24 protein-coding genes are annotated in these 22,006 nt (G+C 67.7%); 13 read left to right on the forward strand and 11 right to left on the reverse strand.

All coding sequences use genetic code 11. The features are described from left to right. Positions 1 to 12: 12 nt before the first annotated feature. From VFQ64_RS01475 to VFQ64_RS01490, 4 genes are all read left to right on the forward strand, one after another. Positions 13 to 282: a DUF3572 family protein gene (locus VFQ64_RS01475; RefSeq protein ID WP_325101525.1), complete on the forward strand. Its 270-nt coding sequence runs from the start codon at positions 13 to 15 to the stop codon at positions 280 to 282. Further along, positions 279 to 911, forward strand: coding sequence for an HAD family hydrolase (locus VFQ64_RS01480; RefSeq protein WP_325101526.1), 633 nt, complete (start codon positions 279 to 281; stop codon positions 909 to 911). Before VFQ64_RS01475 ends, VFQ64_RS01480 begins: the two co-directional genes overlap by 4 nt. Beyond that, complete coding sequence (locus tag VFQ64_RS01485; protein ID WP_325101527.1) at positions 908 to 1,363, forward strand: RidA family protein; 456 nt, start codon at positions 908 to 910, stop codon at positions 1,361 to 1,363. Before VFQ64_RS01480 ends, VFQ64_RS01485 begins: the two co-directional genes overlap by 4 nt. Positions 1,364 to 1,553: 190 nt before the next feature. After that, entirely contained in the window at positions 1,554 to 2,684 is a 1,131-nt protein-coding gene (locus VFQ64_RS01490) for a GNAT family N-acetyltransferase (RefSeq protein WP_325101528.1), read from the forward strand. Here the strand turns inward: VFQ64_RS01490 and VFQ64_RS01495 are convergent. The 3 genes from VFQ64_RS01495 to VFQ64_RS01505 form a co-directional block, all read right to left on the reverse strand. Then, positions 2,648 to 4,219, reverse strand: a complete 1,572-nt coding sequence (locus VFQ64_RS01495) for a hypothetical protein (protein WP_325101529.1) — start codon at positions 4,217 to 4,219, stop codon at positions 2,648 to 2,650. The genes VFQ64_RS01490 and VFQ64_RS01495 overlap by 37 nt on opposite strands. 9 nt (positions 4,220 to 4,228) lie before the next feature. Continuing rightward, positions 4,229 to 5,908 (reverse strand): hypothetical protein, encoded by a 1,680-nt coding sequence (locus VFQ64_RS01500; RefSeq protein ID WP_325101530.1) that lies wholly within the window; start codon positions 5,906 to 5,908, stop codon positions 4,229 to 4,231. 160 nt (positions 5,909 to 6,068) lie between these two features. After that, complete coding sequence (locus VFQ64_RS01505; protein ID WP_325101531.1) at positions 6,069 to 7,286, reverse strand: argininosuccinate synthase; 1,218 nt, start codon at positions 7,284 to 7,286, stop codon at positions 6,069 to 6,071. A gap of 139 nt (positions 7,287 to 7,425) precedes the next feature. Between VFQ64_RS01505 and VFQ64_RS01510 the strand changes: the two genes are divergently transcribed. After that, positions 7,426 to 8,502 carry a tetratricopeptide repeat protein gene (locus tag VFQ64_RS01510; protein ID WP_325101532.1) on the forward strand — a complete coding sequence of 359 codons (1,077 nt, stop codon included), beginning with the start codon at positions 7,426 to 7,428 and terminating at the stop codon, positions 8,500 to 8,502. A 9-nt stretch (positions 8,503 to 8,511) separates the two neighbouring features. After that, a complete protein-coding gene (locus VFQ64_RS01515) occupies positions 8,512 to 8,955 on the forward strand; it encodes a DUF1801 domain-containing protein (protein WP_325101533.1) in 444 nt (147 codons plus the stop codon). Here VFQ64_RS01515 and VFQ64_RS01520 read toward each other — a convergent pair. The 3 genes from VFQ64_RS01520 to VFQ64_RS01530 are packed head-to-tail and all read right to left on the reverse strand — an operon-like array spanning position 8,919 to position 11,631. Further along, entirely contained in the window at positions 8,919 to 10,145 is a 1,227-nt protein-coding gene (locus VFQ64_RS01520; RefSeq protein WP_325101534.1) for a cyclopropane-fatty-acyl-phospholipid synthase family protein, read from the reverse strand. The two genes, VFQ64_RS01515 and VFQ64_RS01520, sit on opposite strands and share 37 nt — an antisense overlap. A gap of 14 nt (positions 10,146 to 10,159) precedes the next feature. Continuing rightward, a complete protein-coding gene (locus tag VFQ64_RS01525; RefSeq protein ID WP_325101535.1) occupies positions 10,160 to 10,903 on the reverse strand; it encodes a molybdopterin-dependent oxidoreductase in 744 nt (247 codons plus the stop codon). Then, positions 10,900 to 11,631, reverse strand: coding sequence for a cytochrome b/b6 domain-containing protein (locus VFQ64_RS01530; protein ID WP_325101536.1), 732 nt, complete (start codon positions 11,629 to 11,631; stop codon positions 10,900 to 10,902). Before VFQ64_RS01530 ends, VFQ64_RS01525 begins: the two co-directional genes overlap by 4 nt. Before the next feature lie 80 nt (positions 11,632 to 11,711). Here VFQ64_RS01530 and VFQ64_RS01535 point away from each other — a divergent pair, with 80 nt between their 5' ends. Further along, a complete protein-coding gene (locus tag VFQ64_RS01535; RefSeq protein ID WP_325101537.1) occupies positions 11,712 to 12,644 on the forward strand; it encodes a ribose-phosphate pyrophosphokinase in 933 nt (310 codons plus the stop codon). 240 nt (positions 12,645 to 12,884) lie between these two features. Here the strand turns inward: VFQ64_RS01535 and VFQ64_RS01540 are convergent, their stop codons facing one another. Continuing rightward, positions 12,885 to 13,202 carry a PilZ domain-containing protein gene (locus tag VFQ64_RS01540; RefSeq protein ID WP_325101538.1) on the reverse strand — a complete coding sequence of 106 codons (318 nt, stop codon included), beginning with the start codon at positions 13,200 to 13,202 and terminating at the stop codon, positions 12,885 to 12,887. A 42-nt stretch (positions 13,203 to 13,244) separates the two neighbouring features. Then, a complete protein-coding gene (locus tag VFQ64_RS01545; RefSeq protein ID WP_325101539.1) occupies positions 13,245 to 13,751 on the reverse strand; it encodes a sterol desaturase family protein in 507 nt (168 codons plus the stop codon). A 79-nt stretch (positions 13,752 to 13,830) separates the two neighbouring features. Between VFQ64_RS01545 and sucC the strand changes: the two genes are divergently transcribed. Genes sucC through VFQ64_RS01570 form a run of 5 tightly spaced genes read left to right on the forward strand, consistent with a single transcriptional unit; the run spans position 13,831 to position 17,643 of the window. Next, positions 13,831 to 15,030, forward strand: coding sequence for an ADP-forming succinate--CoA ligase subunit beta (gene sucC / locus VFQ64_RS01550; protein ID WP_325101540.1), 1,200 nt, complete (start codon positions 13,831 to 13,833; stop codon positions 15,028 to 15,030). A 9-nt stretch (positions 15,031 to 15,039) separates the two neighbouring features. Further along, positions 15,040 to 15,282 carry a hypothetical protein gene (locus VFQ64_RS01555; RefSeq protein WP_325101541.1) on the forward strand — a complete coding sequence of 81 codons (243 nt, stop codon included), beginning with the start codon at positions 15,040 to 15,042 and terminating at the stop codon, positions 15,280 to 15,282. Between the two features lie 9 nt (positions 15,283 to 15,291). Further along, positions 15,292 to 16,038: an electron transfer flavoprotein subunit beta/FixA family protein gene (locus VFQ64_RS01560; RefSeq protein ID WP_325101542.1), complete on the forward strand. Its 747-nt coding sequence runs from the start codon at positions 15,292 to 15,294 to the stop codon at positions 16,036 to 16,038. After that, the gene (locus VFQ64_RS01565; RefSeq protein WP_325101543.1) at positions 16,035 to 16,976 is read left to right on the forward strand and encodes an electron transfer flavoprotein subunit alpha/FixB family protein; all 942 of its coding nucleotides are present in this window, start codon (positions 16,035 to 16,037) and stop codon (positions 16,974 to 16,976) included. The genes VFQ64_RS01560 and VFQ64_RS01565 overlap by 4 nt, the downstream gene beginning before the upstream one ends. A 7-nt stretch (positions 16,977 to 16,983) precedes the next feature. Beyond that, a complete protein-coding gene (locus VFQ64_RS01570; RefSeq protein WP_325101544.1) occupies positions 16,984 to 17,643 on the forward strand; it encodes a phytanoyl-CoA dioxygenase family protein in 660 nt (219 codons plus the stop codon). 11 nt (positions 17,644 to 17,654) lie between these two features. Here VFQ64_RS01570 and VFQ64_RS01575 read toward each other — a convergent pair whose 3' ends face one another. The 3 genes from VFQ64_RS01575 to VFQ64_RS01585 all read right to left on the reverse strand — a co-directional run bounded on the left by VFQ64_RS01575 (position 17,655) and on the right by VFQ64_RS01585 (position 20,229). Further along, the gene (locus VFQ64_RS01575) at positions 17,655 to 18,566 is read right to left on the reverse strand and encodes a cell wall hydrolase (protein ID WP_325101545.1); all 912 of its coding nucleotides are present in this window, start codon (positions 18,564 to 18,566) and stop codon (positions 17,655 to 17,657) included. Between the two features lie 110 nt (positions 18,567 to 18,676). Then, a complete protein-coding gene (gene rpsD, locus VFQ64_RS01580; RefSeq protein WP_325101546.1) occupies positions 18,677 to 19,291 on the reverse strand; it encodes a 30S ribosomal protein S4 in 615 nt (204 codons plus the stop codon). A gap of 140 nt (positions 19,292 to 19,431) precedes the next feature. Continuing rightward, positions 19,432 to 20,229: a metallophosphoesterase gene (locus VFQ64_RS01585; RefSeq protein WP_325101547.1), complete on the reverse strand. Its 798-nt coding sequence runs from the start codon at positions 20,227 to 20,229 to the stop codon at positions 19,432 to 19,434. A gap of 43 nt (positions 20,230 to 20,272) precedes the next feature. Between VFQ64_RS01585 and VFQ64_RS01590 the strand changes: the two genes are divergently transcribed. After that, positions 20,273 to 21,847, forward strand: a complete 1,575-nt coding sequence (locus VFQ64_RS01590; RefSeq protein WP_325101548.1) for a cisplatin damage response ATP-dependent DNA ligase — start codon at positions 20,273 to 20,275, stop codon at positions 21,845 to 21,847. Positions 21,848 to 22,006: the final 159 nt, after the last annotated feature.

Consider the following 22,006-nt stretch of genomic DNA (forward strand, 5'->3'; position numbering starts at 1 on the left):
GGACGCTAGGCGATGCGTCGACCCGACACAATCGAGGACGCCCCCACCCTGGCGCTACGCGCGCTGGTCTGGACCCTTGCCGAACCCGAGCGCGCGCAGCGGGTGCTCGCGGTGACCGGCATCGACCCCGCCGACCTGCGCGCGCGCCTGAGCGACCCCGCCGTGCTGGCTGCCTCGCTCCAGTTCCTCCTCGCCCACGAGGCCGATCTGGTCGCGTGCGCGGCTGGCCTGGACGTGCCGCCCACAGCACTCGCCCGCGCCGCCGAGGCGCTCGACGCATGAGACCGCTCCTCATCACGGACTGCGACGAAGTGCTGCTGCACATGGTGAAGCATTTCCGCACCTGGCTCGACGAGCATCACGACATCGACTTCCACATCGGCGCCGGCGACTTCCAGAAATCGATGCGCCGCCGCGACCGCGAGGGGCCGCTCGAGCCGACCGAGATGTGGACGCTGCTCCGCGCCTTCTTCCCGACCGAGATGCACCGCCAGACGCTGGTCCCTCACGCCGCCGAGGCGCTGGCGGCGCTGGCCGAGACCGCCGATATCGTCGTCCTCACCAATCTGGAGGAGGAATGCCAGGGCCCCAGGCTGGAACAGCTCGCCCGCTTCGGCATCCACCACCGCGTCGTCTGCAATTCGGGCGGCAAGGGCGAGCCCGTCGCGCGGCTCGTCGCCGAGCATGGCGACCCGGTAACCGTGTTCGTCGACGACCTCGCCATCCATCATGCCTCGGTCGCGCGCCATGCCCCGCAGGTCCACCGCCTCCACATGGTGTCCGAGCCCGAACTCGCCGGTGCCATCCCGCCCGCGCCCGAGGCGCATGCCCGCATCGACGACTGGCGCGAGGCACAGGCCTGGATCGCCGCCCGCTTCGCCGAAGCCTCGACCCACAAGGAGCCCGCATGAGCATCGCAGACCGCCTGACCGAACTCGGCATCACCCTGCCCCAGGCCGCCGCGCCGGTCGCCGCCTATGTCCCCACGGTGCTCGCCAACGGCCTGCTCCACGTCTCCGGCCAGCTGCCGTTCCGCGAGGGGCAGGTGGTGACGGGCCGACTCGGCGAGGACGTGGACGTCGAGCAGGGCCAGGCGGCGGCACGCCTGTGCGGCCTGATGCTGCTCGCCCAGGTCGAGGCGGCGGTCGGCCTCGACCGGGTCGAGCGCGTCGTCAAGCTCGGCGTCTTCGTCAATAGCGCCGGCAGCTTCACCCAGCAGCCCGAGGTCGCCAACGGCGCGTCCGAGCTGATGCAGGACGTATTCGGCGACGCCGGCCGCCACGCCCGCGCCGCCGTCGGCGTCCCTACCCTGCCGCGCGGCGCGGCGGTGGAGGTGGATGCGGTGTTCCAGGTGAAGGGGTGACCTCAAATCCTCCCCTGTAAGGGGAGGGGGACCGCTCGCGCAGCGAGTGGTGGAGGGGTGTCCCACCTCACGAGCGGTGACACCCCTCCGTCACGCGCGAGCGTGTGCCACCTCCCCTTATAGGGAGGATTGGAGACAGTCCGTGGCTTTACTCTACTCCTGCTCCGCTCACCCCTTACATACCCCACCAATGACCGCCGTCACCGCCCGCCTTGCCGACGGCGTCGCCGCCATCCCCGCCGCCGATTGGAACGCGTGCGCCGGCACCGCCAACCCCTTCGTTGGCCACGCCTTCCTCGCCGCACTCGAGGCGTCCGGCAGCGTCGGCGGCCGCTCCGGCTGGCAACCGGTGCCGGTGATTGTCGACGGCGCGGACGGCACCCCCGCCGCGGTCGCGCCGGCCTATCTGAAGCAGCACAGCCAAGGGGAGTATGTCTTCGACCATGGCTGGGCCGATGCGTGGCAGCGCGCGGGCGGCAACTACTACCCAAAGCTCCTGATCGCCGCCCCTTTCTCCCCCGTCCCCGGCCCCCGCCTGCTGCTCCGCGACCGCAACGCCGCACCGGCGCTGATCGCCGCGCTGGAGGCGGTCACCGACCAGCACGGGCTGTCCTCCGCGCACACTACCTTCGTCGCGCCGGAGCAGGTGCCGCTGTTCGAGGCGGCGGGGTGGCTGATCCGCCAGGGCACGCAGTTCCACTGGCAGAATGAAGGCTATGCGACGTTCGACGACTTTCTCGCTCAGCTCGCCAGCCGCAAGCGCAAGGCGATCCGCAAGGAGCGCGCCGCCGCCGTCGAGGGGCTGACCGTCCGCCATCTCGTCGGCGCCGAGATCGGGCCGCGAGAGTGGGCGGCGTTCTGGCGCTTCTACCAGGACACCGGCGCCCGCAAATGGGGGACGCCGTATCTGACCCGCACCTTCTTTCCGCTGCTCGGCGAGGCGCTGGGCGACCGCGTGCTGCTGATCCTGGCGGAACGCGACGGCATGCCGATCGCCGGCGCGCTCAACCTGATCGGCGACGACACGCTCTACGGCCGCTATTGGGGCTGTACGGAGGAGGTGCCGTTCCTCCATTTCGAGCTCTGCTACTATCAGGCAATCGACGCCGCCATCGCGCGCGGGCTCAAGACGGTGGAAGCGGGCGCACAAGGCGAGCACAAGCTCGCGCGCGGCTATGTCCCCGTGCCGACCTGGTCGGCGCATTACCTGCCCGACCCCGGCTTCCGCCGCGCCGTCGCCGACTTCCTGGTCCGCGAGCGCGAGGCGGTGGCGCGGGACACCGCTTATCTCGGCGAACTCACCCCGTTCAAGCGCGGCTGATCGATCCGCAACAGCACGTCGCGCCCGTCGCGCCACACCGGCGTCATCCCATCCGTCAGCGAGCGATCGTAGAGCGGTGGCTGCAGGATCCACACATAGTCGAACGCCGCGCGCGGGAAGTCCGCCAGCGAACGCCGGATTGGCCGCCACCACTCGCCCCGGCATTTGCGGTCTGTCACGATCTGCGAGGGATCATGTGCCCAGCCGCGTGCCGCCGCGTAGCGCACGGTCAGCTGCTGCGCGCCCGGCATCGACCATTGATCGTTCGAAAAAGCGAGCCGCCGCACTAGCAGCATCGCCGGAATATGCTCGAGCCGCGAATAAGCCCATGTATCCTGGCAGCGCCGCCCGATCAGCGTCAACACGCGGGCGCCCTGCGGCACATGGTTCAGCGCCGTCAGCGCGCGATCATAGGTACGGTCATACAGCCAGTAGCTCACCGTCGTCCCGCCCAGCCGTGCTCCGAAGAAGGCGAGCCCGATCGCCGCCAGCACCCCCGCCCCCTTCAGCGACATCCCCGCGCGCGGCCGGATGGCGATCACCGCCACCGCCAGCACAAAGGGCGCCAGCCGCATATCGGCATAGGCGGAGCCGAACACGATCCGCGGCAGCAGGACGAACACCGCGCACAGGAACGCCGCCGACAGCGCCAGATTGCGCGAATACTCCAGTCGCCGATCGAGCAGCCCGAACACCAGCACGCCGAACAGGGCCAGCACTGAAAGCAGGTCGAACAGCTGCCACCGGTCGCGCAGGATCATCGTCACCCAGTTGATCTTGGCCTGCCAGTTGAACCAGTCCGCAGTCTGGCCGGTGACATGATCGCCCGAGCGCCAGAAGATCATCAGCACCATCGGGATCGCCAGCGGCAGGCAGCTGAGCCCGGCGCGCACCCAGCTTTCGAGCCAGTGGCCGTTCTGCCCGTCCTTCAGCCGGTCATGCTGGCGGATCATCTCGGCGGAGAAAGCGAGCACGCCGAGCACGCCCCAGCCGAAAGTATGGCACACCCACAACAGGCACGACAGCGGCAGGAACAGCGCGGCGCGGAAGCGGAACCGGCCTTGCCGCGCCAGCCGCAGCCACAGCGCGAACAGGTTGAGCGCGATCGCCATCGACAGCGCGAAATTCACGAAACCGAATTGGAATGGATAGCTGTACGCCAGCGGCAGCGCGAACAGCGCGGCCGGCGGGATGCGCCCATGCACCTCGCGCGCGATCCACAACAGCCCCGCCACCGTTAGCGCCGGGATGGTGATGACGATCAGCTTGACCGCCAGCTCCAGCCCGATGAGCGGCGCCAGCGGGATGATCAGCAGGTCGATGCCGAGATTGCCGATCAGCGACCAGCGGAAGTCATACCATTGCCGCAGGTGCGGATAGGCGTCGATCGCCAGCTGTACGCGATAGCGGCCGAGATGCCCCGGCAGGTCGACCAGCGGCGGAATGTCGGGCCACAGCAGCGGGATCGTCGACGCAAGCGTCAGCAACACCACGAAAACACGCGTTTGCCACCAACCGAGACGCTCCCCCTGCATGCGGAGGCTCTACCGCTCCGCCGGCTCCCGGGACAAGCGGGGCGCGTAGATAATCGCGCCGTCCGGCAGCGTGACCAGCGCACCCCAGCCGGGCAGCGCGGAGGCTCGGGCCGGCCCCGGCATCGCGGCGCAGGCCAGCGCGTAATCGGCGCCCGCGTGCCGCGCCACCGCCGCCGCTTGCGCAGCTTCGCCGAGGTAAAAGGCGTAGACCTCACGGTTGCCCTGACCGTTGCGGTGATAGGGCGCGGCGAGCACCCGGTGCCGCGTACCGGCGAGGATATATGCGCCCGCATCGATCGGCGCGATGACGGTGCCGACCGGCAGTGCATCAAGGGCGGCCAGCATCGCGGTGGATCCGCAATCCCCGCTGCCCTGCGGGGCCGACGCCGCCGCCGGCGTCAGCGCATTCGCGGCAAGCGGATAAAGCATCCCCGCCGACGCGATCCAGGCCGCGCTCAGTCTTAGCGCGCCCTTCTCGCGTGCCGCCGTGATCGCCGCCGCCAGCGCCGGCGTAGCGAGCAATGCGCCGGCGTAGGCACCGCGCAAGGACATCAGCGTCACCGCCAGCGCGGCGACCTGGCACGTCAGCAGCGCCGCCCACCCCCAGCTTCGCGTCACCCGCCACTGCCAGATCGAGCCGATCAGCCCGGCGATCATCAGCCCGGCATAACCCAGCGCAGTGGCGAAGGGCGCCGCGAACAGCGATTGCGCTTCGCCGACTTCGGCAAGCCACAGTCGCGCCATGACTGGATCGACCCCGCCATAAGGTCGCAGGCACGCGGGCGAGAGCCACAATGCCGCGCCGGCGGCGACGATCGCTGCCGGAGCAGCCGCTCCGAGCCGCGCGCGCCACCCGCTAAGCCGCTGATCGAGCAAGGCCAGCAGCAGGGGCGCCGGGGCGACGGCCACGGCTCCCTGCCAGGCCTGTCGCGTGAACCCGTCGCATGCGGGCAAATCCCATGCGGAGGTCGCAAAGATGCCCTTCGCCGCAGCCAGCGCGACCAGCGCGCCGACACCCAATCCCTGCAGCCGCGCCGCCGCGCCACGGCGGTCCATCACCCACTCGGCGATGGCAAACGCGCCGAGCACCGCCAGCACCGGCATGGTCTCGAGCCCGATCACCAGGCTCACTGCTGCGAGAACGCCGATCGCGAACCCCGCGCCCGTGCTCGCTGGCCGCAGCAGGGCGAGCACCGCGCCGAGCAGCAGCACCATCTGAGCCCCGTGATGATCGATCCGCCCCGGCAGGAACAAAGTCGTGGCCGGATAAGCGATCGCCGCCACCGCCACCGCCGTCGGCGCATGGGTGCCCAGCGCCCGCGCGATCCGCGCCACCAGCAGCAGCGCGGCGGCGAACAGCATTACCGGCCAGGCGATCACCGCCGTCACCTCCGCGGCATGGCTTCCCAGCAACGGCGTCAGCATGGCAATCAACGCGGCGGGGATCAGGTCCGGCAGCCGCGACCAGTGCATCGGCGAGCCACCCGCCAGCCGGTACTGGGTGAGGTCCGCGAACGCTTGCCCGGCCAGCCAGTCGCGGATTTGCTGGAGCCGAACGACGTCGTCGGTATCTGGCAGCCGCAACGCTTGCAGGTTGACCCAGGCTCGCCACGCCCATGCCGCGCCGAGCACCAAGGCGAGGAGGAGCGCAAGGAGGGCGTCACGGCGGAGCGTGGAAGTAGACAGCACCTCCTTTACCTAGCCGAGCGTCATTTAAGGCGGGGTTACGCCTCCCCCGGTCATGCTGAACTTGTTTCAGCATCCATGCGCACCGTGCCCCCGCAACCCGCACACCCAAGGTCGCGCATGGACCCTGAAACAAGTTCATGGCGACGTGGTTATGCGCTGATCACCGATCCCGCCGCCCCAGCAGCCGCAGCCTCAGCGCGTTCAGCTTGATGAACCCCTCCGCATCCCGCTGATCATAGGCGCCCTGGTCGTCCTCGAACGTCACCACCTTCTCCGAATACAGCGAGTGCGGCGACTTGCGGCCGATGACGTGGGCGCAGCCCTTGTACAGCTTCAGCCGCACGGTCCCGTCGACCTTGGCCTGGCTATGGTCGATCGCGGCCTGCAGCATCTCACGCTCGGGCGAGAACCAGAAGCCGTTATAGACCAGCTCGGCATAGCGCGGCCCGAACTCGTCCTTCAGGTGCGCAGCGCCCCGGTCGAGCGTCAGCTGCTCGATCGCGCGGTGCGCGGTGTGGAGGATGGTGCCGCCAGGCGTCTCGTACATGCCGCGAGACTTCATGCCGACGAAGCGGTTCTCGACCAGGTCCAGCCGGCCGATACCGTGGGTGCGGCCATAGTCGTTGAGCTTGGCCAGCAGCGTGGCCGGGCTCATCCCCTCGCCGTTCACCGCCACCGCGTCGCCGCGCTCGAAGTCGATCGTGATGATCTCGGGCGTGTCGGGCGCGTCCTCCGGACTGACCGTGCGCGAGAAGACATACTCCGGCACCTCGGACCATGGGTCCTCCAGCACCAGCCCTTCGGACGAGGTATGGAGCAGATTGGCATCGGTCGAGAACGGCGCCTCGCCGCGCTTGTCCTTGGGTACCGGAATCTGGTTCTTCTCGGCGAAGTCGAGCAGCGCGGTGCGGCTGGTCAGATCCCATTCCCGCCAAGGTGCTATCACCTTGATGTCCGGCGCCAGCGCGTAATAGCCGAGCTCGAAGCGGACCTGATCGTTGCCCTTGCCCGTCGCGCCGTGACTGACCGCGTCCGCGCCGACCTGACGCGCGATCTCGATCTGGCGCTTGGCGATCAGCGGCCGCGCGATCGAGGTGCCGAGCAGATACAGCCCCTCGTACAGCGCGTTCGCGCGCATCATCGGAAAGACATAGTCGCGGACGAACTCCTCGCGCAGGTCGTCGACGAAGATGTGCTCCGGCTTCACCCCCATCATCACCGCCTTGGCGCGCGCGGGCTCCAGCTCCTCGCCCTGGCCGAGATCGGCGGTGAAGGTGACCACCTCGCAGCCGCGCTCGCGCTGCAGCCACTTCAGGATGACGCTGGTATCGAGCCCGCCGGAATAGGCGAGGACGACCTTCATGGGAGTATCGCTCATGTCGCGCGCGTTACGGCGTGGGTCGGGCGAGGGCAACGGAAGCTGACAGCTTTTGTCAGTCCCGCTCCTCATCAAATCACGGTAATCTCCTGCCGGCGCTGGAGTCGCGGGGGTGACGGGCGCCGGGGGGAGAACGGCCATGCCACGGTGGACACTCTGGTTTGGAGCGGCGGCGCTGGTCGGCACGGGGGCGGTGGCGATGCAGTCGAGCGGCACGATGCCCGACATGTCGAAGAGCCACCATCCGCGCAGCAACTGCCACGGCGCCTATGACCTGCTCAACGCCGATGTCGACGCGGGGCGCACGCCATCCGTCGGCGATCGCGCCTGGGCCCGCCTGCACGAGGATGCGGCACTCGCCGGCAAGCCTTGTCCGCCGCCGCCCGCCACGCTGGCGACCCGTGCCGCCGACCGTTCGGTCAGCACCGGCCCCGGCATCAAGATGCTCACCCGCTTCACCAGGACCGACCCGTCGGCGGTGTTCGAGGCAGGCTATGGCCTCGCCACCGGCACGATCAAGCTGGGCGGGATGACGCCGATGCAGGGCGCGCAGATGATCCGGCAGGCCGCGGACATGGGCGACGCCCACGCGCAATATGTCGTCGGCGCGGTACTGTTTTCGGGCGAGGGGCTCCCCAAGCCCGACAAGGCCGGCGCCTTCCCCTTCTACGCGGCAGCCGCAAAGGCGGGCCACCTCGACGCGACCTTCATGCTCGGCGCCATGTACATGAACGGCCTGGGCACCAAGAAGGACGCCGGGCTCGCCTTCGACCATCTGTCGAAGGCGGCGGCCGGCGGCCATGTGTTCGCCACCTATCTGGCCGCGAGCATGGCGCTGAACGGCGAGGGCGTGAAGCAGGACTTCAACCTCGCCTATCGGCTCGCCCGCAATCTCGCCGACCAGGGCGAGGTCTCGGGCGCGATCATCGCCGCCAGCGCGCTGCTGCAGCAGAAACGCGCCACGGAGAACGAGAAGGAAGTGCTCTACTGGATGGATGTCGCGGCGCGCGACGGCGACGCCACCGTCAAGGCCCATGTTCAGAAACTGCGCCCCCAAGTTGTGGCGATCTACCAGCGCGTCAACGCCCCGCCCGAATACCGTCCGCGGGTCCGCAAGCTCTGCCCGATGAAGACGGTCTGCTATGTCAGCGCCTATTCCGGATCGCGGCAGAGCTGCACGACCAACAAAGACTATTGGAACGACTGCAACCTCTAGGAGGACGCCATGGCGGAGACCAAGACCAAGCCGACTGAGGTCACCGCCGACGCCTTCATCGACGCGGTCGCCGATCCGGTCCGCCGCGAGGACGCGAAGGTGGTCCGCGCCATGATGGAGCGGTTGACGGGCGAGCCGCCGCGAATGTGGGGGCCGTCGATCGTCGGCTTCGGCAGCTACGACTATCGGTACGACAGCGGCCACCAGGGCACCTCGTGCCGACTCGGCTTCTCTCCGCGCAAGGCCGAGCTCGTCCTCTATGTGCTTACCGGCGAGCCGGAACAGGCGCCGCAGCTCGCCCGGCTGGGCAAGCACAAGACGGGCAAGGCGTGCCTCTACGTCAGGAAGCTGGCCGACGTGGACCTCGCCGTGCTCGAGGAGATCGCCCGCGGCACGCTCGCCTTCATGGACGCTCGCTACCCGCGCAACGCCCGCTCCCCCTCAAGCATGTAATCCCGCGTCACCGGCAACGCCGTCCGGCTGCGCGAGAACTGCAGCTGATAGTTGCACATGCCGCCATGCTCGAATGCGACCACCGCGCCGGCCAGATAGAAGGTCCACATGCGGAAGAAGCGCGCGTCGTACAGCGCCACGATCTCCGCCTCGTGCGCCGTGGTGCGCGCATACCATTCCCGCAGCGTCCAGGCGTAGTGGAGGCGCAGCACCTCGATATCGGTCGGAAACAGCCGCAGCCCCTCATACGCGCGGACGATCTCCGACAACGCGGGGTTGTAGCCGCCCGGAAAGATGTATTTCGCGGTCCACGCGTCTGTCACCCCCGGCGCACCGAGGCGGCCGATGGTGTGGAGCAGCATCACGCCTTCCGGCGTCAGCAGGTCGCGGCACTTCCGCATGAAGGCACGGTAATGCGCTGGGCCGACATGCTCGAACATGCCGACCGAGACGATGCGGTCGAATTGTCCGGTTACGCGGCGATAGTCGATCAGCGCGAATTTGACCTTGTCGGCCACCCCGGCGTCCCTGGCGCGTCGGCGGGCGACCTTGAGCTGCTCCTCCGACAGCGTCACGCCCAGCACCTCGGCGCCGAGCATCCGGTTCAGGTAAAGCGCCATCCCGCCCCAGCCGCAGCCGATGTCGAGCACCCGCATCCCCGGTCGGATGTGCAGCTTGGCGGCGATGTGGGCGAGCTTGTCGGCCTGCGCCTGTTCCAGGCTGTTGGCGGGATCGGTGAAATAGGCGCAGCTGTATTGCCGGTCGCGGTCGAGGAAGAGAGCGTAAAGCCGGTCGCTGAGATCATAGTGATGCGCGACGTTGCGCCTCGACGCGCGCTCCATGTTCCAGCGATCGAGCCGGTATTTGACCGCGTTGAACGCCCGCGCCGAGGGTGACGGCTCCAGCCGGTTCTGCCCCGCCTCCCACTTGTCGTTGACGGTCATCAGCGTGACAAGGTCGAGCACGTCGCCCTCTTCGATCGCCAGCCGCCCGTCCATGAACGTCTCGCCCGCGCCCAGCGAGGCGTTGCGCAGGATCGCGTTGCCGACGCCGGCGTCGGCGAAGCGCAGCGTGACCGGCCGGAGCGTGGGATCGGGCGCCCCGAACCGTGCCCGGCGGCCGTCGTGATCGAGGATGATCAGTTCGCCGCGCTGGACGATCCGCCGCAGGAACAGGTCGATCAGCGCCATCGGCCTGCTATCGCTCAGATGCCGGCGAACCAGTCATAATCGTGATGGTCTTCCCAGAAGCCGCCCTTGCCCAGTCCTACGGCGTCGAGCGAGGCCACCGCCTCAACCTGCATCACATATTTCGCATGCTTGTAGCCGAGCTGCCGCTCCACCCGCAGCCGCGCCGGCGCGCCGTGGCCGACGTCGAGCGGTCGGCCATTATGGAACAGCGCCAATATGGTTTGCGGATGCCAGGCGTCGATCAGGTCGATCGATTCGTAATAGGTGTGGCCCTGGATGCGGTCGGCACAGTGGAAGACGACGAACCGCGCCGCGTCGCGGATACCCGCCAGCTTGAGCAGCGAACCGAGCAGCGGCCCCTGCCACTGGCCGATCGCGCTCCAGCCCTCGACACAGTCATGCCGCGTGATCTGCGCGCGCTGCGGCATCGAGCGCAGTTGCGCGAGGCTCAACCGCAGCGGCCGTGCGACCAGTCCACCGACCTGCAGCCGCCAATCGGCGAAATTGCCGGCGGCGAGCGCGTTGTAATCGGGCGTGTTCGGGTTGGCGGTGCCGTTGACGCGGAACACCGGCGACATTTGATCGGGGCGGAACTCGGGCGCGAGCGCGGCGCGGTCGATGAGCGCGCGCTGCAGACCGCCGTTGAGCTTCTCGCCGGTGCGCAGCAGCTCGCGCCCCGGCCCCCAATTCTGCACCCGCTCGCAGCCGGCGAGCAGGGTCGCGGAGCCGCCGAGGATCAGCTTGCGCCGGCCGATCATCGCGTCTCCTCCGCCGGCGGCCGGAACCAGCCGGTGATCATCGAGCGCACCTCCGCCACCGGCCCCGCCAGGATCACCAGCGTCAGGTGAACGACGACGAACACCACCAGCCCCGCCATGGCGATGAAGTGCAACGACCGCGCCGACTGTCGCCCACCGAACAGGTCGAGCAGCCACGGCGCGCCCGCGTTCCACCCCGGCGACAGCGCCAGCCCCGTCGCGATGAGCATCGGCAGCAGCACGAACAGCGCGGAGGCATAGGCGATCTTCTGCAGCACGTTGAACCGCTCGGGATGCGCGGCATCGTGGAAGCGGAAGGCGAGATGCTCGCGCACGTCGGCGAGCAGATGGCGCGGGGCGAGCTCGGCGGTGCGCAGCCGCAGGTCGCGGGCGAAATGCCGGTTGAGGAGGCTCGCCACCATGAACCACATGAGGTTGAACGCCAGCACCAGCGCGAACAGCAGGTGCCAGCGTCGCGCCAGCGCCAGATTGTAGTTCTCCGGGATCGTCATCCATCCCGGAAAGCGCGGCAGGTGCAGCCAGGCGGGGTCGAGATTGGCGCCATAGGCACCCCAGTAGAGATGCGGATGGGCATTCGAGATCATCAGCCCGCTGCCGATCATCACGAACACCGTCACCGCATTGATCCAGTGCCAGATGCGCGTCGGCAGACGATGGCGGTACGCCCAGCGAGGAGGTTCGGGCGCGGTTTCGCTCACTGTCCTCATATAGCGCGGACGCGATCCGACGGTAAGGCTCGGTTGCCTTGTCTGCCTCGGCGGCTATGAGCGCGCGAGCGGAGGATTGCATGAAACTGTTGACCGGCAACGCCAATCGCCCGCTTGCGGCGGCGATCGCGGCCTATCTGAACCTGCCGCTCGCCGCCGCCAGCGTTCGCCGCTTCGCCGACGAGGAGATCTTCGTCGAAATCCAGGAGAATGTCCGCGGCGAGGACGTGTTCGTCATCCAGTCGACCGGCTACCCCGCCAACGACAATCTGATGGAGCTGCTGATCATCATCGACGCGCTGAAACGCGCGTCGGCACGGCGCATCACGGCGGTCGTGCCCTATCTCGGCTATGCCCGGCAGGACCGCAAACCGGGGCCCCGCACACCGATCTCGGCCAAGCTGGTCGCGAACCTGATCGAGACGGCGGGCGCGGACCGGGTGCTGTGCGTCGATCTCCACGCCGGCCAGATCCAGGGCTTCTTCGACATCCCGACCGACAACCTCTATGCGGCGCCGGTGATGTCGGCCGACATCACCGCGCGCTATGGCGGTCGCAACCTGATGGTGGTGTCGCCCGACGTCGGCGGCGTGGTCCGTGCCCGCGTGCTGGCGAAGCGTCTCCAGAACGCGCCACTCGCCATCGTCGACAAACGCCGTGAGCGCGCCGGCGAGTCGGAGGTGATGAACATCATCGGCGAAGTCGAGGGCCGCTTCTGCATCCTGATCGACGACATCGTCGATTCGGCCGGGACGCTGTGCAACGCCGCCGCAGCCCTGCGCGAGGCGGGCGCGGAAGAGGTCGTCGCTTATGTGAGCCACGGCGTGCTCTCGGGCGGCGCAGTGGCGCGGGTCGAGGGGTCGCTGCTGTCGGAGCTGATCATCACCGACTCGATCGCCAGCGAAGCGGTGGTCGCATCCACCCGTATCCGCCATTTGCCGCTGGCGCCGTTGCTGGGTGAGGCGATCAGCCGGATCTCCGACGAATCGAGCGTCTCGTCCCTGTTCGACTGACCCGAAAGCGAGGGTCTGTCCTACAACCGGCGGGTCGTGGCAGATGGTGCCGCCACGCTCTTTCTCAACATCGGATCGTTATCGTTTTCCGGAAACGGGAAAAACTATGCTGCGGATGAGCAGCCGAATAGGGCCGGTTTAACCCTCAACTTTCCCTCAACTTCCGATCCTGAGCGCGGTCGGGGCGGTCGCGGAGCGAAGCGTTTCGCCCTCAACTTCCCCTCAACTTCCGCGTTGGGCTCAGCGCTCCGACAACGCGACGATGTGGTCGAACACCGCCGGATGCAGCGGCTTGGCGAAGGCGCAGCCATATTTGAATTTGTCGCGCCACGCGACCACCGCCTCCAGCGCGGCGAGGCCCGGCAGCGTCAGCCACACGACCGTTCCAGGCCACAGCGTAAAGCTGGTCTCGGCCCGAAAACCCGACTGCGACAGGTCGACGACGTCGATCTCGAACTTGGTCTGGCCACGATCGCGCAGGTGCGCGCGCATCTTGACGCCCTTGCGCAGGGCACGGCGCGAATCGTCGTTCTTGGTCAGCGGTTCGAACGGGGGCATGAAGCGGGGCTGTTCCATGCGCCCCGTTTGCCACGCAGCTGGTTACTTTTCGGCTAATGCCGCGGCGCGCACGCCCTTGCGTCCACGGTCCTTCAGCGCGGCCTTCAGCGCCTCGGGCCGCGGCGCGATCAGGAAGCCGAAGCTGACCGAATCCTCGCGGGTCTCGACCACATGGTGCAGCCGATGCGCCTGGACGATCCGCTTCATATACGCCGATTTCGGCAGATAGCGGCTCGGCAGACGGCGATGGACGATGATGTCGTGAAAGCCGAAATAGATCGCGCCGTAAGCCGCGATCCCCGCGCCGATCCAGGTACAGCCCGGCCACCACCCGGCCTGCACCCCACCGAAGATCAGTACGATCGACGGGACCGCGAAGATGACAGCGTACAGGTCGTTTAGCTCCCAGTTGCCGGTTCGCGGCCGATGGTGGCTTTCGTGCAGGAACCAGCCTGGTCCATGCATCACCCAACGATGGGCGACATAGGCCACCCCCTCCATCGCAGCGATGGTGACGAGGAACAGGAAGATGCCTAGGGGCCAACTCATAGGCTGGCCATATAGGGTGGATTCGGCGCGGACGATATGCTTAGGCCGCTGCCATTCCCGCTGAAGAGGCTGCGCCCCCGTGAACATCCACGAATATCAGGCCAAGGAGCTGCTGGCCAAGTTCGGCATTCCCGTTCCCGCCGGCCACGCGGCGATGAGCGTTGACGAAGCGGTCGAGGCCGCGCGGCAGCTCCCCGGTCCGCTCTATGTCGTAAAGGCGCAGATCCATGCCGGCGGCCGCGGCAAGGGCAAGTTCAAGGAGCTCGGCCCCGATGCCAAGGGCGGCGTCCGCCTCGCGCGGGACCTCGACGCGGTGCGCGCTGCTGCGACGGACATGCTCGGCAACACGCTGGTCACGATCCAGACCGGCGAGCACGGCAAGCAGGTCAACCGCCTCTACGTCACCGACGGCGTCGACATCGCCAAGGAGTTCTACCTGGCGCTGCTGGTCAACCGCGCGAGCGGCAAGATCGGCATGGTCGTCTCGACCGAGGGCGGCATGGACATCGAGACGGTCGCCCACGACACGCCGGAGAAGATCACGACGATCGACATCGATCCCGCGACCGGCTTCATGCCCCATCACGGCCGCGCCGTCGCGGCGGCGCTGGAGCTGACCGGCGATCTCGCCAAGCAGGCGACCTCGATCGCGTCCAAACTCTACGACGCGTTCCTCGGCACCGATGCTGCGCAGATCGAGATCAACCCGCTCGCCATCACCGACGACGGCAAGATGATGGTGCTGGACGCCAAGGTCGGCTTCGACACCAACGCCCTGTTCCGTCACAAGGATCTGGCTGCGCTGCGCGACGAAACCGAAGAAGACCCGGCCGAGATCGAGGCGTCGAAATACGACCTCGCCTATATCAAGCTCGACGGCGATATTGGCTGCATGGTCAACGGCGCCGGCTTGGCGATGGCGACGATGGATATCATCAAGCTGAACGGCATGTTCCCCGCCAACTTCCTCGACGTCGGCGGCGGCGCCAACAAGGAGAAGGTGACGGCCGCGTTCAAGATCATCCTCGCCGACCCGAACGTGAGGGGCATCCTGGTCAACATCTTCGGCGGCATTATGAAATGCGACATCATCGCCGACGGCATCGTCGCGGCGGCCAAGGAGGTGAACCTGTCGGTTCCCCTTGTGGTTCGGCTGGAGGGCACCAATGTCGAACAGGGCAAGGCGATCCTGGCGGGCTCCGGCCTGGCGATCGTCCCCGCCAACGACCTGGGCGACGCTGCGCAGAAGATCGTCGCCGAGGTGAAGAAGGCGGCTTGAGGAGCTGACATGGTGGACAATGTCGAGAACCTGATGCTGGGACATCTGAAGAAGTTTCAGGCGACGCTAGAGAGCATGCAGCGCGACATTCGTGAGCTCAAGGTAAGGCAGTCTGAGACGCATACCGCCGTATTAGGACTTCGCCGCGATCAGCTTAGCGATGCCGAGGTGACTGCTCATGTGCAGACGCAGATGGATCGCTTTGGAGACAGGCTCGACCGCATCGAGCGCCGGCTCGACCTGACGAATTGAGGATTTGACATGAAGGTACTCGTCCCGGTCAAGCGCGTGCTTGACTATAATGTGAAGCCTCGCGTGAAGGCCGATGGGTCGGGCATCGACCTCGCCAACGTCAAGATGAGCATGAACCCCTTCGACGAGATCGCCGTCGAAGAGGCGATCCGGCTTAAGGACAAGGGCGTGACCGAGATCGTCGCCGTGTCGATCGGCGAGGCCAAGTCACAGGAAACGTTGCGCACCGCGCTGGCGATGGGCGCGGATCGCGCTATCCTGGTCGTCACCGAGGAAAAGGCGGAGCCGCTCGCGGTCGCCAAGATCCTCGCCAAGATCGTCGAGGAGGAGCAGCCTTCGCTCGTGATCTGCGGCAAGCAGGCGATCGATGACGACAACAACCAGACCGGGCAGATGCTCGCCGGCCTGCTCGGCTGGGGCCAGGGCACGTTCGCGTCCAAGGTCGAGCTGACCGCCGAGTCTGCAACAGTGACGCGGGAGATCGACGGCGGCCTGGAGACCGACAGCTTCAAGCTGCCCGCCGTCGTCACCACCGACTTGCGCCTCAACGAGCCGCGCTACGCCTCGCTGCCCAACATCATGAAGGCCAAGTCTAAGCCGCTCGCGCAGAAGACGCCCGCCAATTACGGCGTCGACGTCACCCCGCGCATCAAGACGCTGAAGGTGGTCGAGCCGGGCAAGCGCACCGCCGGCGTCAAGGTCGCCGATGTCGACGAACTGGTGATGAAGCTCTCTGCGATGGGGATAAAGAAGTGAAAACGCTGGTCTGGGTCGAGCATGACGGCAAGACCGTCAAGGACGCCACGCTGTCGGCAGTCACGGCCGCATCGAAGCTGGGCGAGGTGCATCTGCTCGTCGCCGGCCAGGGCGTCGACGCGGTCGCTCAGGCCGCGGCCGGGATCGCCGGTGTCGGCAAGGTCCATGTCGCCGACGACGCCGCCTATGCCCACGCGCTGGCGGAGAACGTCGCCCCGCTCGTCGCCGAGCTGATGGGCCACCACGACGCGTTCGTCGCGCCGTCCACCACCTCGGGCAAGAACATCGCCCCCCGCGTCGCAGCACTGCTCGACGTGATGCAGATCTCCGACATCCTGTCGGTCGAGGGGCCGGACACCTTCACCCGCCCGATCTATGCCGGCAACGCGATCGCGACCGTGCAGACCAGCGACACGAAGCTGGTCATCACCGTCCGCGGCACCGCCTTCGAAAAGGCGGCGACCGAGGGTGGCAGCGGCACGGTCGAGGCCGTCGCCGGCACGGGTGACAAGGGTCTCTCTACGTTCCAGGGCTCCGAGATCGCGGCGAATGCCCGCCCCGAGCTGACATCCGCCAAGGTGATCGTCTCCGGTGGCCGCGCACTGGGTTCGGCCGACAAGTTCCACGAGCTGATCGATCCTCTGGCCGACGCGCTCGGCGCCGGTGTTGGCGCCAGCCGCGCAGCGGTGGACGCGGGCTATGCCCCCAACGACTATCAGGTTGGCCAGACCGGCAAGATCGTGGCACCTGAAGTCTATGTCGCCGTCGGGATCTCCGGCGCGATCCAGCATCTGGCGGGGATGAAGGACAGCAAGACCATCATCGCCATCAACAAGGACGAGGACGCCCCGATCTTCCAGGTCGCGGACCTGGGCCTGGTCGGCGACCTGTTCAAGCTGGTGCCGGAGCTGACCGAGAAGCTCGCCAAGGCTGGCTGATCCTAGAGTGGACCTGAAGCAGCACGGGGCGGCACAACACGATCGTGCCGCCCTTTGCATATTGGACGCGTTGGCAGCGGCGCTGGCTGGCACGAATCAAGGTCGTCCCGGCGTGCGCCTGCACGGCAACTCGGCGCTACGACCGCTGCTCGCCTTCGACTCCCCGGTCGGCCGTATCGCTGCTGCGACCCTGGGCGAGGATGCGAAGCCGGTACGGGCCGTGCTCTTCGACAAGACGCCCGGCACGAACTGGGCGCTGGGCTGGCATCAGGACCGCACCATTGCGGTGCGGGCGCGTCACGATCTGCCGGGCTGGGGTCCTTGGTCGCTGAAGGCCGGCATCCAGCACGTCGAGCCGCCGTTCGCGTTGATCGAGCACATGGTTACGCTGCGCATCCACCTCGATGCCGTCCCGGCCGACAATGCGCCGCTTTTGATAGCGCCGCGCTCACACCAACTGGGCCGTTTGACGGAGAGAGAAATCGAAAGCGTCGTCGCACGGTGTGGTACGGCGGCCTGCTTGGCCGGGCGTGGAGACGTCTGGGCCTATGCGACGCCGATCGTGCACGCGTCGGCGGCGTCGTCCGGGCACGCGCGTCGCCGCGTCCTGCAGGTCGACTACGCCAGTCAACCGCTGCCCGAGCCGCTCGATTGGCTGGGTATCTGATCCGGCTACATCTAGACGGACTCGTCCAAAGCACTCTCCGCCTGCACCGGCGGCTCCATACCCCGATGCACCCGGACGCCGTGGAAGGCGGCAGGCCGGACGGTAACCGGCGCCGCCTCGGTCTCGGCAGACACGTTCGGTGCCGCACCGCGATGCACGGTCACCCCGAAATCGCCGCCGCGCACGATGGCGACCCCCGCCGCTCCCGATGCAGGCGCCGCCGGCTCGACGCCGGCATAGGTCGCCCGCATGCCCAGTGCGCGCTCGACCGCGCCCGGCCAACGATAGAAGATGTGGCTGCCGACCGCACCGACACGCGCGAGGCTGCTCGCCCACCAAGGCAGGACATAGCTCGCATGATAGAAGGTGGCGGCGCCGACTTCGGCCATCACGCCGCCATTCAGCGCCGCGATCGCGACGCGTTGTGCGCGCGCCCAAGCGGCGGGGTCGCGGGCGCGGAGCGTCGAGCCGTCACAGGCGAAGGAGAACTGGCACGCCTTGCCCGAGCCGACCCCCTGATAGACGACGCCGCAGACGCTGTGCGGAAACGCGCGCGCGCGCACCCGGTTCAGCACCACCTGCGCCACCGCGCGCTGGCCTTCGACCGGCTCGGAGCGCGCCTCGTAATATACGGCGGCGGTGAGGCATTCCTGCGCCCGCGTCGCGTCATCGGCGCTGGCGGGCTGCGCGAGGAATGGCTTGGCCGCGCCGCGCGGGTCAGGAGGCGAACGGCCCAGCGTGTCGGACAGGGCCGCTAGATCGGCGGGACTGGCGTCAGGCGCGAGGCGACGAACGAGCTCGCGGGCGTCGGTCACCCGTTGCACGGTCGAAGTGCGACCGGGCGGAGGAGCAACGCAGGAGGTGACGACCACCAGCAGCGCCATGAGTAGCGTGTTCTTGGCCAGGGTTGCGCGCCGGAGCATGAGGCGGGCGGTAGTAGTGATTGGTTAGCGGGCTGTTAGCGGACGTGAAAAGGGCGGCCCCGCGGGACCGCCCTCTTATGCTCTCCGACGGAGCGTCGGTCCTTCCGGGATTAGCGCGAGTAGAACTCGACGACCAGATTGGGCTCCATCTTCACCGGATAAGGCACCTCGTCCAGCGTCGGTACGCGGCTGAAGGTCGCCTTGGCGTTGCCGTCCGGGACGACATAGTCGGGGATCTCGCGCTCGGCGAGGCTCTGCGCCTCCATCACCAGCGCCATCTCCTGCGCCTTGGTGCCCAGCGAGATTTCGTCGCCGACGAAGCAGCGGCGCGAGGCAATGTTGCACTTCACGCCGTTGACGCGGACGTGGCCGTGGCTGACCAGCTGGCGCGCGGACCAGATCGTCGGCGTGAACTTCGCGCGATAGACGATCATGTCGAGGCGCTGCTCGAGCAGGCCGATCAGGTTCTGGCTGGTGTCGCCCTTCATCCGCGCGGCCTCGGTGTACGCCGCCTTGAACTGCTTCTCGGTGACGTCGCCGTAATAGCCCTTGAGCTTCTGCTTGGCGCGGAGCTGAATTCCGAAGTCGCTGACCTTGCCCTTGCGGCGCTGGCCATGCTGGCCCGGACCGTACTCACGCTTGTTGACGGGCGACTTCGGACGACCCCAGATGTTCTCGCCCATCCGGCGGTCGAGCTTGTACTTGGCGCTGGCGCGCTTCGACATGGTAATTCCTTCAATCTGCAACAACGATGGTCCCGGTCTCGCGCTACTTGCTCATTGCTGAGGGCAGGCCGCCTGCTTCACCGGGATGCAGGGGCGATTGCGAAGCGGCGCGCTTACGCGAGGGCCGCCGCTGGGTCAAGCTATGGCCCGAGCGTCAGCAGCCACCAGTCGGGCCGGGCACGCAAGCGCAGCGGCATGACGCTGCTGCCGGTGCCGGCGGTGACGACCACGAGCCGCGCTCCCTCCCGGACCGCGCCGCAGCGATAGCGAGGCTGCGAGACCTCCACCGGCGGCCCCCAGAACGGCAGAACGATCTGTCCGCAATGGGTGTGACCCGCGACCAGCAGCGGCAGGTCCGCCGGCATGTCGGGCGCGATGTCAGGCGAGTGGGAGACGAGCAGCGGCGCGCCGCCCAGGCTTCGTATCGCCGATGCCGTTGCCGAGATGTCGTCGCGACGGTTGACCATGTCGTCGACGCCACCGACCGCCAGCGGGCCGCGCCGCACCGCCGTGTTCGCGAGCACGGTGACGCCCGCCGCGACCAGCGCCTGACGCACCCGCGGCGCGTCGGTCCAGTATTCATGGTTGCCCATCACCGCTACCACCGGGGCTTGCAGGTCGCTTAGTACCGCCAACCCGGGCGCGACGGCGGCATTGGCGCGTTCGTGACCGGCGATGTAGTCGCCCGCGAGCACGACCAGGTCGGGACGCAGGGCGTTCGCCTGCGCCACCAGCCGCATTTGCCGCTCGGGTCCGGTGGCACGGTTGCCGAGGTGGAGGTCGCTCCACACCAGCACCCGCATCGGCGGCGCGCCCGTCGGCCAGCGGGGTAGCTTCACCGCCATCGTCCGCACCAGCGGATCGGCCCGGGCGCTGCGATAGGCGAGCGCAATGACCACAAGTCCGACCGCCGCGAGGGCAGCAAGCAGCTTTGTCACGCGTCCGAAACGGAACCGCCCCTTCGCCAAGCGTTGTACTCCCATGCACGCCTTTGCCGCGCTTCTCGACAGCCTGATCTACACGCGCGGACGCAACGGCAAGCTGAAGCTGGTGGCGGATTACCTGCGCGCCACGCCGGACCCGGATCGCGGTTGGGCGATGGCGGCGTTGACCGGCGATCTCGACCTGCCGGCTGTCAAGCCGGCGCTGATCCGTGCGCTTATCGAGAGCCGCGTCGATCCGCTGCTGTTCCGGATGAGCCGCGACTATGTGGGCGATACGGCCGAGACGGTTGCGCTGCTCTGGCCGGCGCCCGTGGTGCCGGTCGACACGACGCCCTTGTCGATCGCGCAAGCCGTCGAGCGGCTGCGTCACCTGTCGCGGTCGGACGCGCCGGCGGCGCTGGCGGGGATGCTCGACCGGCTCGATGCCGAAGAGCGGTTCGCGCTGCTCAAGATGGCGACCGGCGAGACCCGGATCGGCCTTTCCGCGCGGCTAGCCAAGACCGCGCTGGCGCAGGCGTTCGGGCAGGACGTCGACGTGATCGAGGAGCTGTGGCACGGGCTTGCGCCGCCCTATACGGCCTTGTTCCACTGGCTCGACGGGCACGGGCCGCAGCCCACGCCCGCCGACGTGCCGGTGTTCCGCCCTTTCATGCTCGCGCATGGGCTGGAAGATGCGCGCGTCAGCCTCGACGACTATGCCGCCGAGTGGAAGTGGGACGGGATACGCGTCCAGATCGTCCATGTCGCCGGGCAGACGCGGCTCTATAGCCGCACCGGCGACGACGTGACCGGCAGCTTTCCCGACGTCGCCAACGCCTTCGCCACGCCGGGCGCGGTCGATGGCGAATTGCTGGTCAAGGGCGAGTTCCAGGGCGGGGAAGCCGCGAGCTTCAACGCGCTCCAGCAGCGGCTCGGGCGCAAGGTGGTGAGCAAGCAGATGCTCGCTGACTATCCGGCGTTCGTCCGGCTCTACGACGTCCTACTCGACGGCACTGAGGACATACGGCAGCTGCCGTGGACCGAGCGGCGGCAGAGGCTGGAGCGGTTCGTCACCCAGCTCGATCCGGACCGCTTTGACCTCAGCCAGGTGATCGAGGCGGACGACTTCACGGCGCTGGAGGCGATCCGCGCCGGCGCGCGCGACGCGGCGATCGAGGGCGTGATGCTCAAGCGTCGCGACAGCGCTTACATACAAGGCCGCCGCGCCGGGCTGTGGTACAAGTGGAAGCGCGATCCGCTGACCGCCGATTGCGTGATGATGTACGCGCAGCGCGGCAATGGGCGGCGGTCGTCCTGGTATTCCGATTATACATTCGGCTGCTGGACCGACGAGGGCGAGTTGCTGCCGGTCGGCAAGGCCTATCAGGGCATCACCGATCAGGAGATCGCGCAGCTCGACAAATTCGTGCGGACGCACACGCTCAACCGCTTCGGCCCGGTGCGTGAGGTCGAGCGGACGATGGTGCTGGAGATCGCGTTCGACTCCATCCACCTGTCGGGCCGCCACAAGTCCGGCCTGGCGATGCGCTTCCCGCGGATCCTGCGCATCCGGAACGACAAGCCGGCAGCGGAGGCGGACCGGATTGAAACCCTTAGACGTCTGATTACATGAGCTTTTTTCTGGAAGTTTAGGGAAAGTTTAGGCTCAAACACTTTCTCGTTGAAGCCCACGTGCCGGTGGAAGTTTAGGGAAAGTTTAGGGCTAAATACAATCGCGGCCGTCGTGAGCGACCCCGTGTCCGGCGATGAGAAACAGCATCGTCGGTGTTCC

The organism is Sphingomonas sp., assembly GCF_035714405.1.
Classification (GTDB): Bacteria; Pseudomonadota; Alphaproteobacteria; order Sphingomonadales; family Sphingomonadaceae; genus Sphingomonas.

What these genes read in the sequence shown, in the direction of transcription:
- VFQ64_RS01520 (WP_325101534.1), bottom strand. Translation starts at nt 10,145, where the DNA reads ATGGCGCTGATCGACCTGTTCCTGCGGCGGATCGTCCAGCGCGGCGAA.
- VFQ64_RS01575 (WP_325101545.1), bottom strand. Translation starts at nt 18,566, where the DNA reads ATGCTCCGGCGCGCAACCCTGGCCAAGAACACGCTACTCATGGCGCTG.
- VFQ64_RS01510 (WP_325101532.1), top strand. Translation starts at nt 7,426, where the DNA reads ATGCCACGGTGGACACTCTGGTTTGGAGCGGCGGCGCTGGTCGGCACG.
- VFQ64_RS01535 (WP_325101537.1), top strand. Translation starts at nt 11,712, where the DNA reads ATGAAACTGTTGACCGGCAACGCCAATCGCCCGCTTGCGGCGGCGATC.
- VFQ64_RS01525 (WP_325101535.1), bottom strand. Translation starts at nt 10,903, where the DNA reads ATGATCGGCCGGCGCAAGCTGATCCTCGGCGGCTCCGCGACCCTGCTC.
- VFQ64_RS01480 (WP_325101526.1), top strand. Translation starts at nt 279, where the DNA reads ATGAGACCGCTCCTCATCACGGACTGCGACGAAGTGCTGCTGCACATG.
- VFQ64_RS01590 (WP_325101548.1), top strand. Translation starts at nt 20,273, where the DNA reads ATGCACGCCTTTGCCGCGCTTCTCGACAGCCTGATCTACACGCGCGGA.
- VFQ64_RS01505 (WP_325101531.1), bottom strand. Translation starts at nt 7,286, where the DNA reads ATGAGCGATACTCCCATGAAGGTCGTCCTCGCCTATTCCGGCGGGCTC.
- VFQ64_RS01515 (WP_325101533.1), top strand. Translation starts at nt 8,512, where the DNA reads ATGGCGGAGACCAAGACCAAGCCGACTGAGGTCACCGCCGACGCCTTC.
- VFQ64_RS01540 (WP_325101538.1), bottom strand. Translation starts at nt 13,202, where the DNA reads ATGCCCCCGTTCGAACCGCTGACCAAGAACGACGATTCGCGCCGTGCC.
- VFQ64_RS01495 (WP_325101529.1), bottom strand. Translation starts at nt 4,219, where the DNA reads ATGCAGGGGGAGCGTCTCGGTTGGTGGCAAACGCGTGTTTTCGTGGTG.
- VFQ64_RS01475 (WP_325101525.1), top strand. Translation starts at nt 13, where the DNA reads ATGCGTCGACCCGACACAATCGAGGACGCCCCCACCCTGGCGCTACGC.
- VFQ64_RS01545 (WP_325101539.1), bottom strand. Translation starts at nt 13,751, where the DNA reads ATGAGTTGGCCCCTAGGCATCTTCCTGTTCCTCGTCACCATCGCTGCG.
- VFQ64_RS01485 (WP_325101527.1), top strand. Translation starts at nt 908, where the DNA reads ATGAGCATCGCAGACCGCCTGACCGAACTCGGCATCACCCTGCCCCAG.
- rpsD (WP_325101546.1), bottom strand. Translation starts at nt 19,291, where the DNA reads ATGTCGAAGCGCGCCAGCGCCAAGTACAAGCTCGACCGCCGGATGGGC.
- VFQ64_RS01530 (WP_325101536.1), bottom strand. Translation starts at nt 11,631, where the DNA reads ATGAGGACAGTGAGCGAAACCGCGCCCGAACCTCCTCGCTGGGCGTAC.
- VFQ64_RS01560 (WP_325101542.1), top strand. Translation starts at nt 15,292, where the DNA reads ATGAAGGTACTCGTCCCGGTCAAGCGCGTGCTTGACTATAATGTGAAG.
- VFQ64_RS01555 (WP_325101541.1), top strand. Translation starts at nt 15,040, where the DNA reads ATGGTGGACAATGTCGAGAACCTGATGCTGGGACATCTGAAGAAGTTT.
- VFQ64_RS01490 (WP_325101528.1), top strand. Translation starts at nt 1,554, where the DNA reads ATGACCGCCGTCACCGCCCGCCTTGCCGACGGCGTCGCCGCCATCCCC.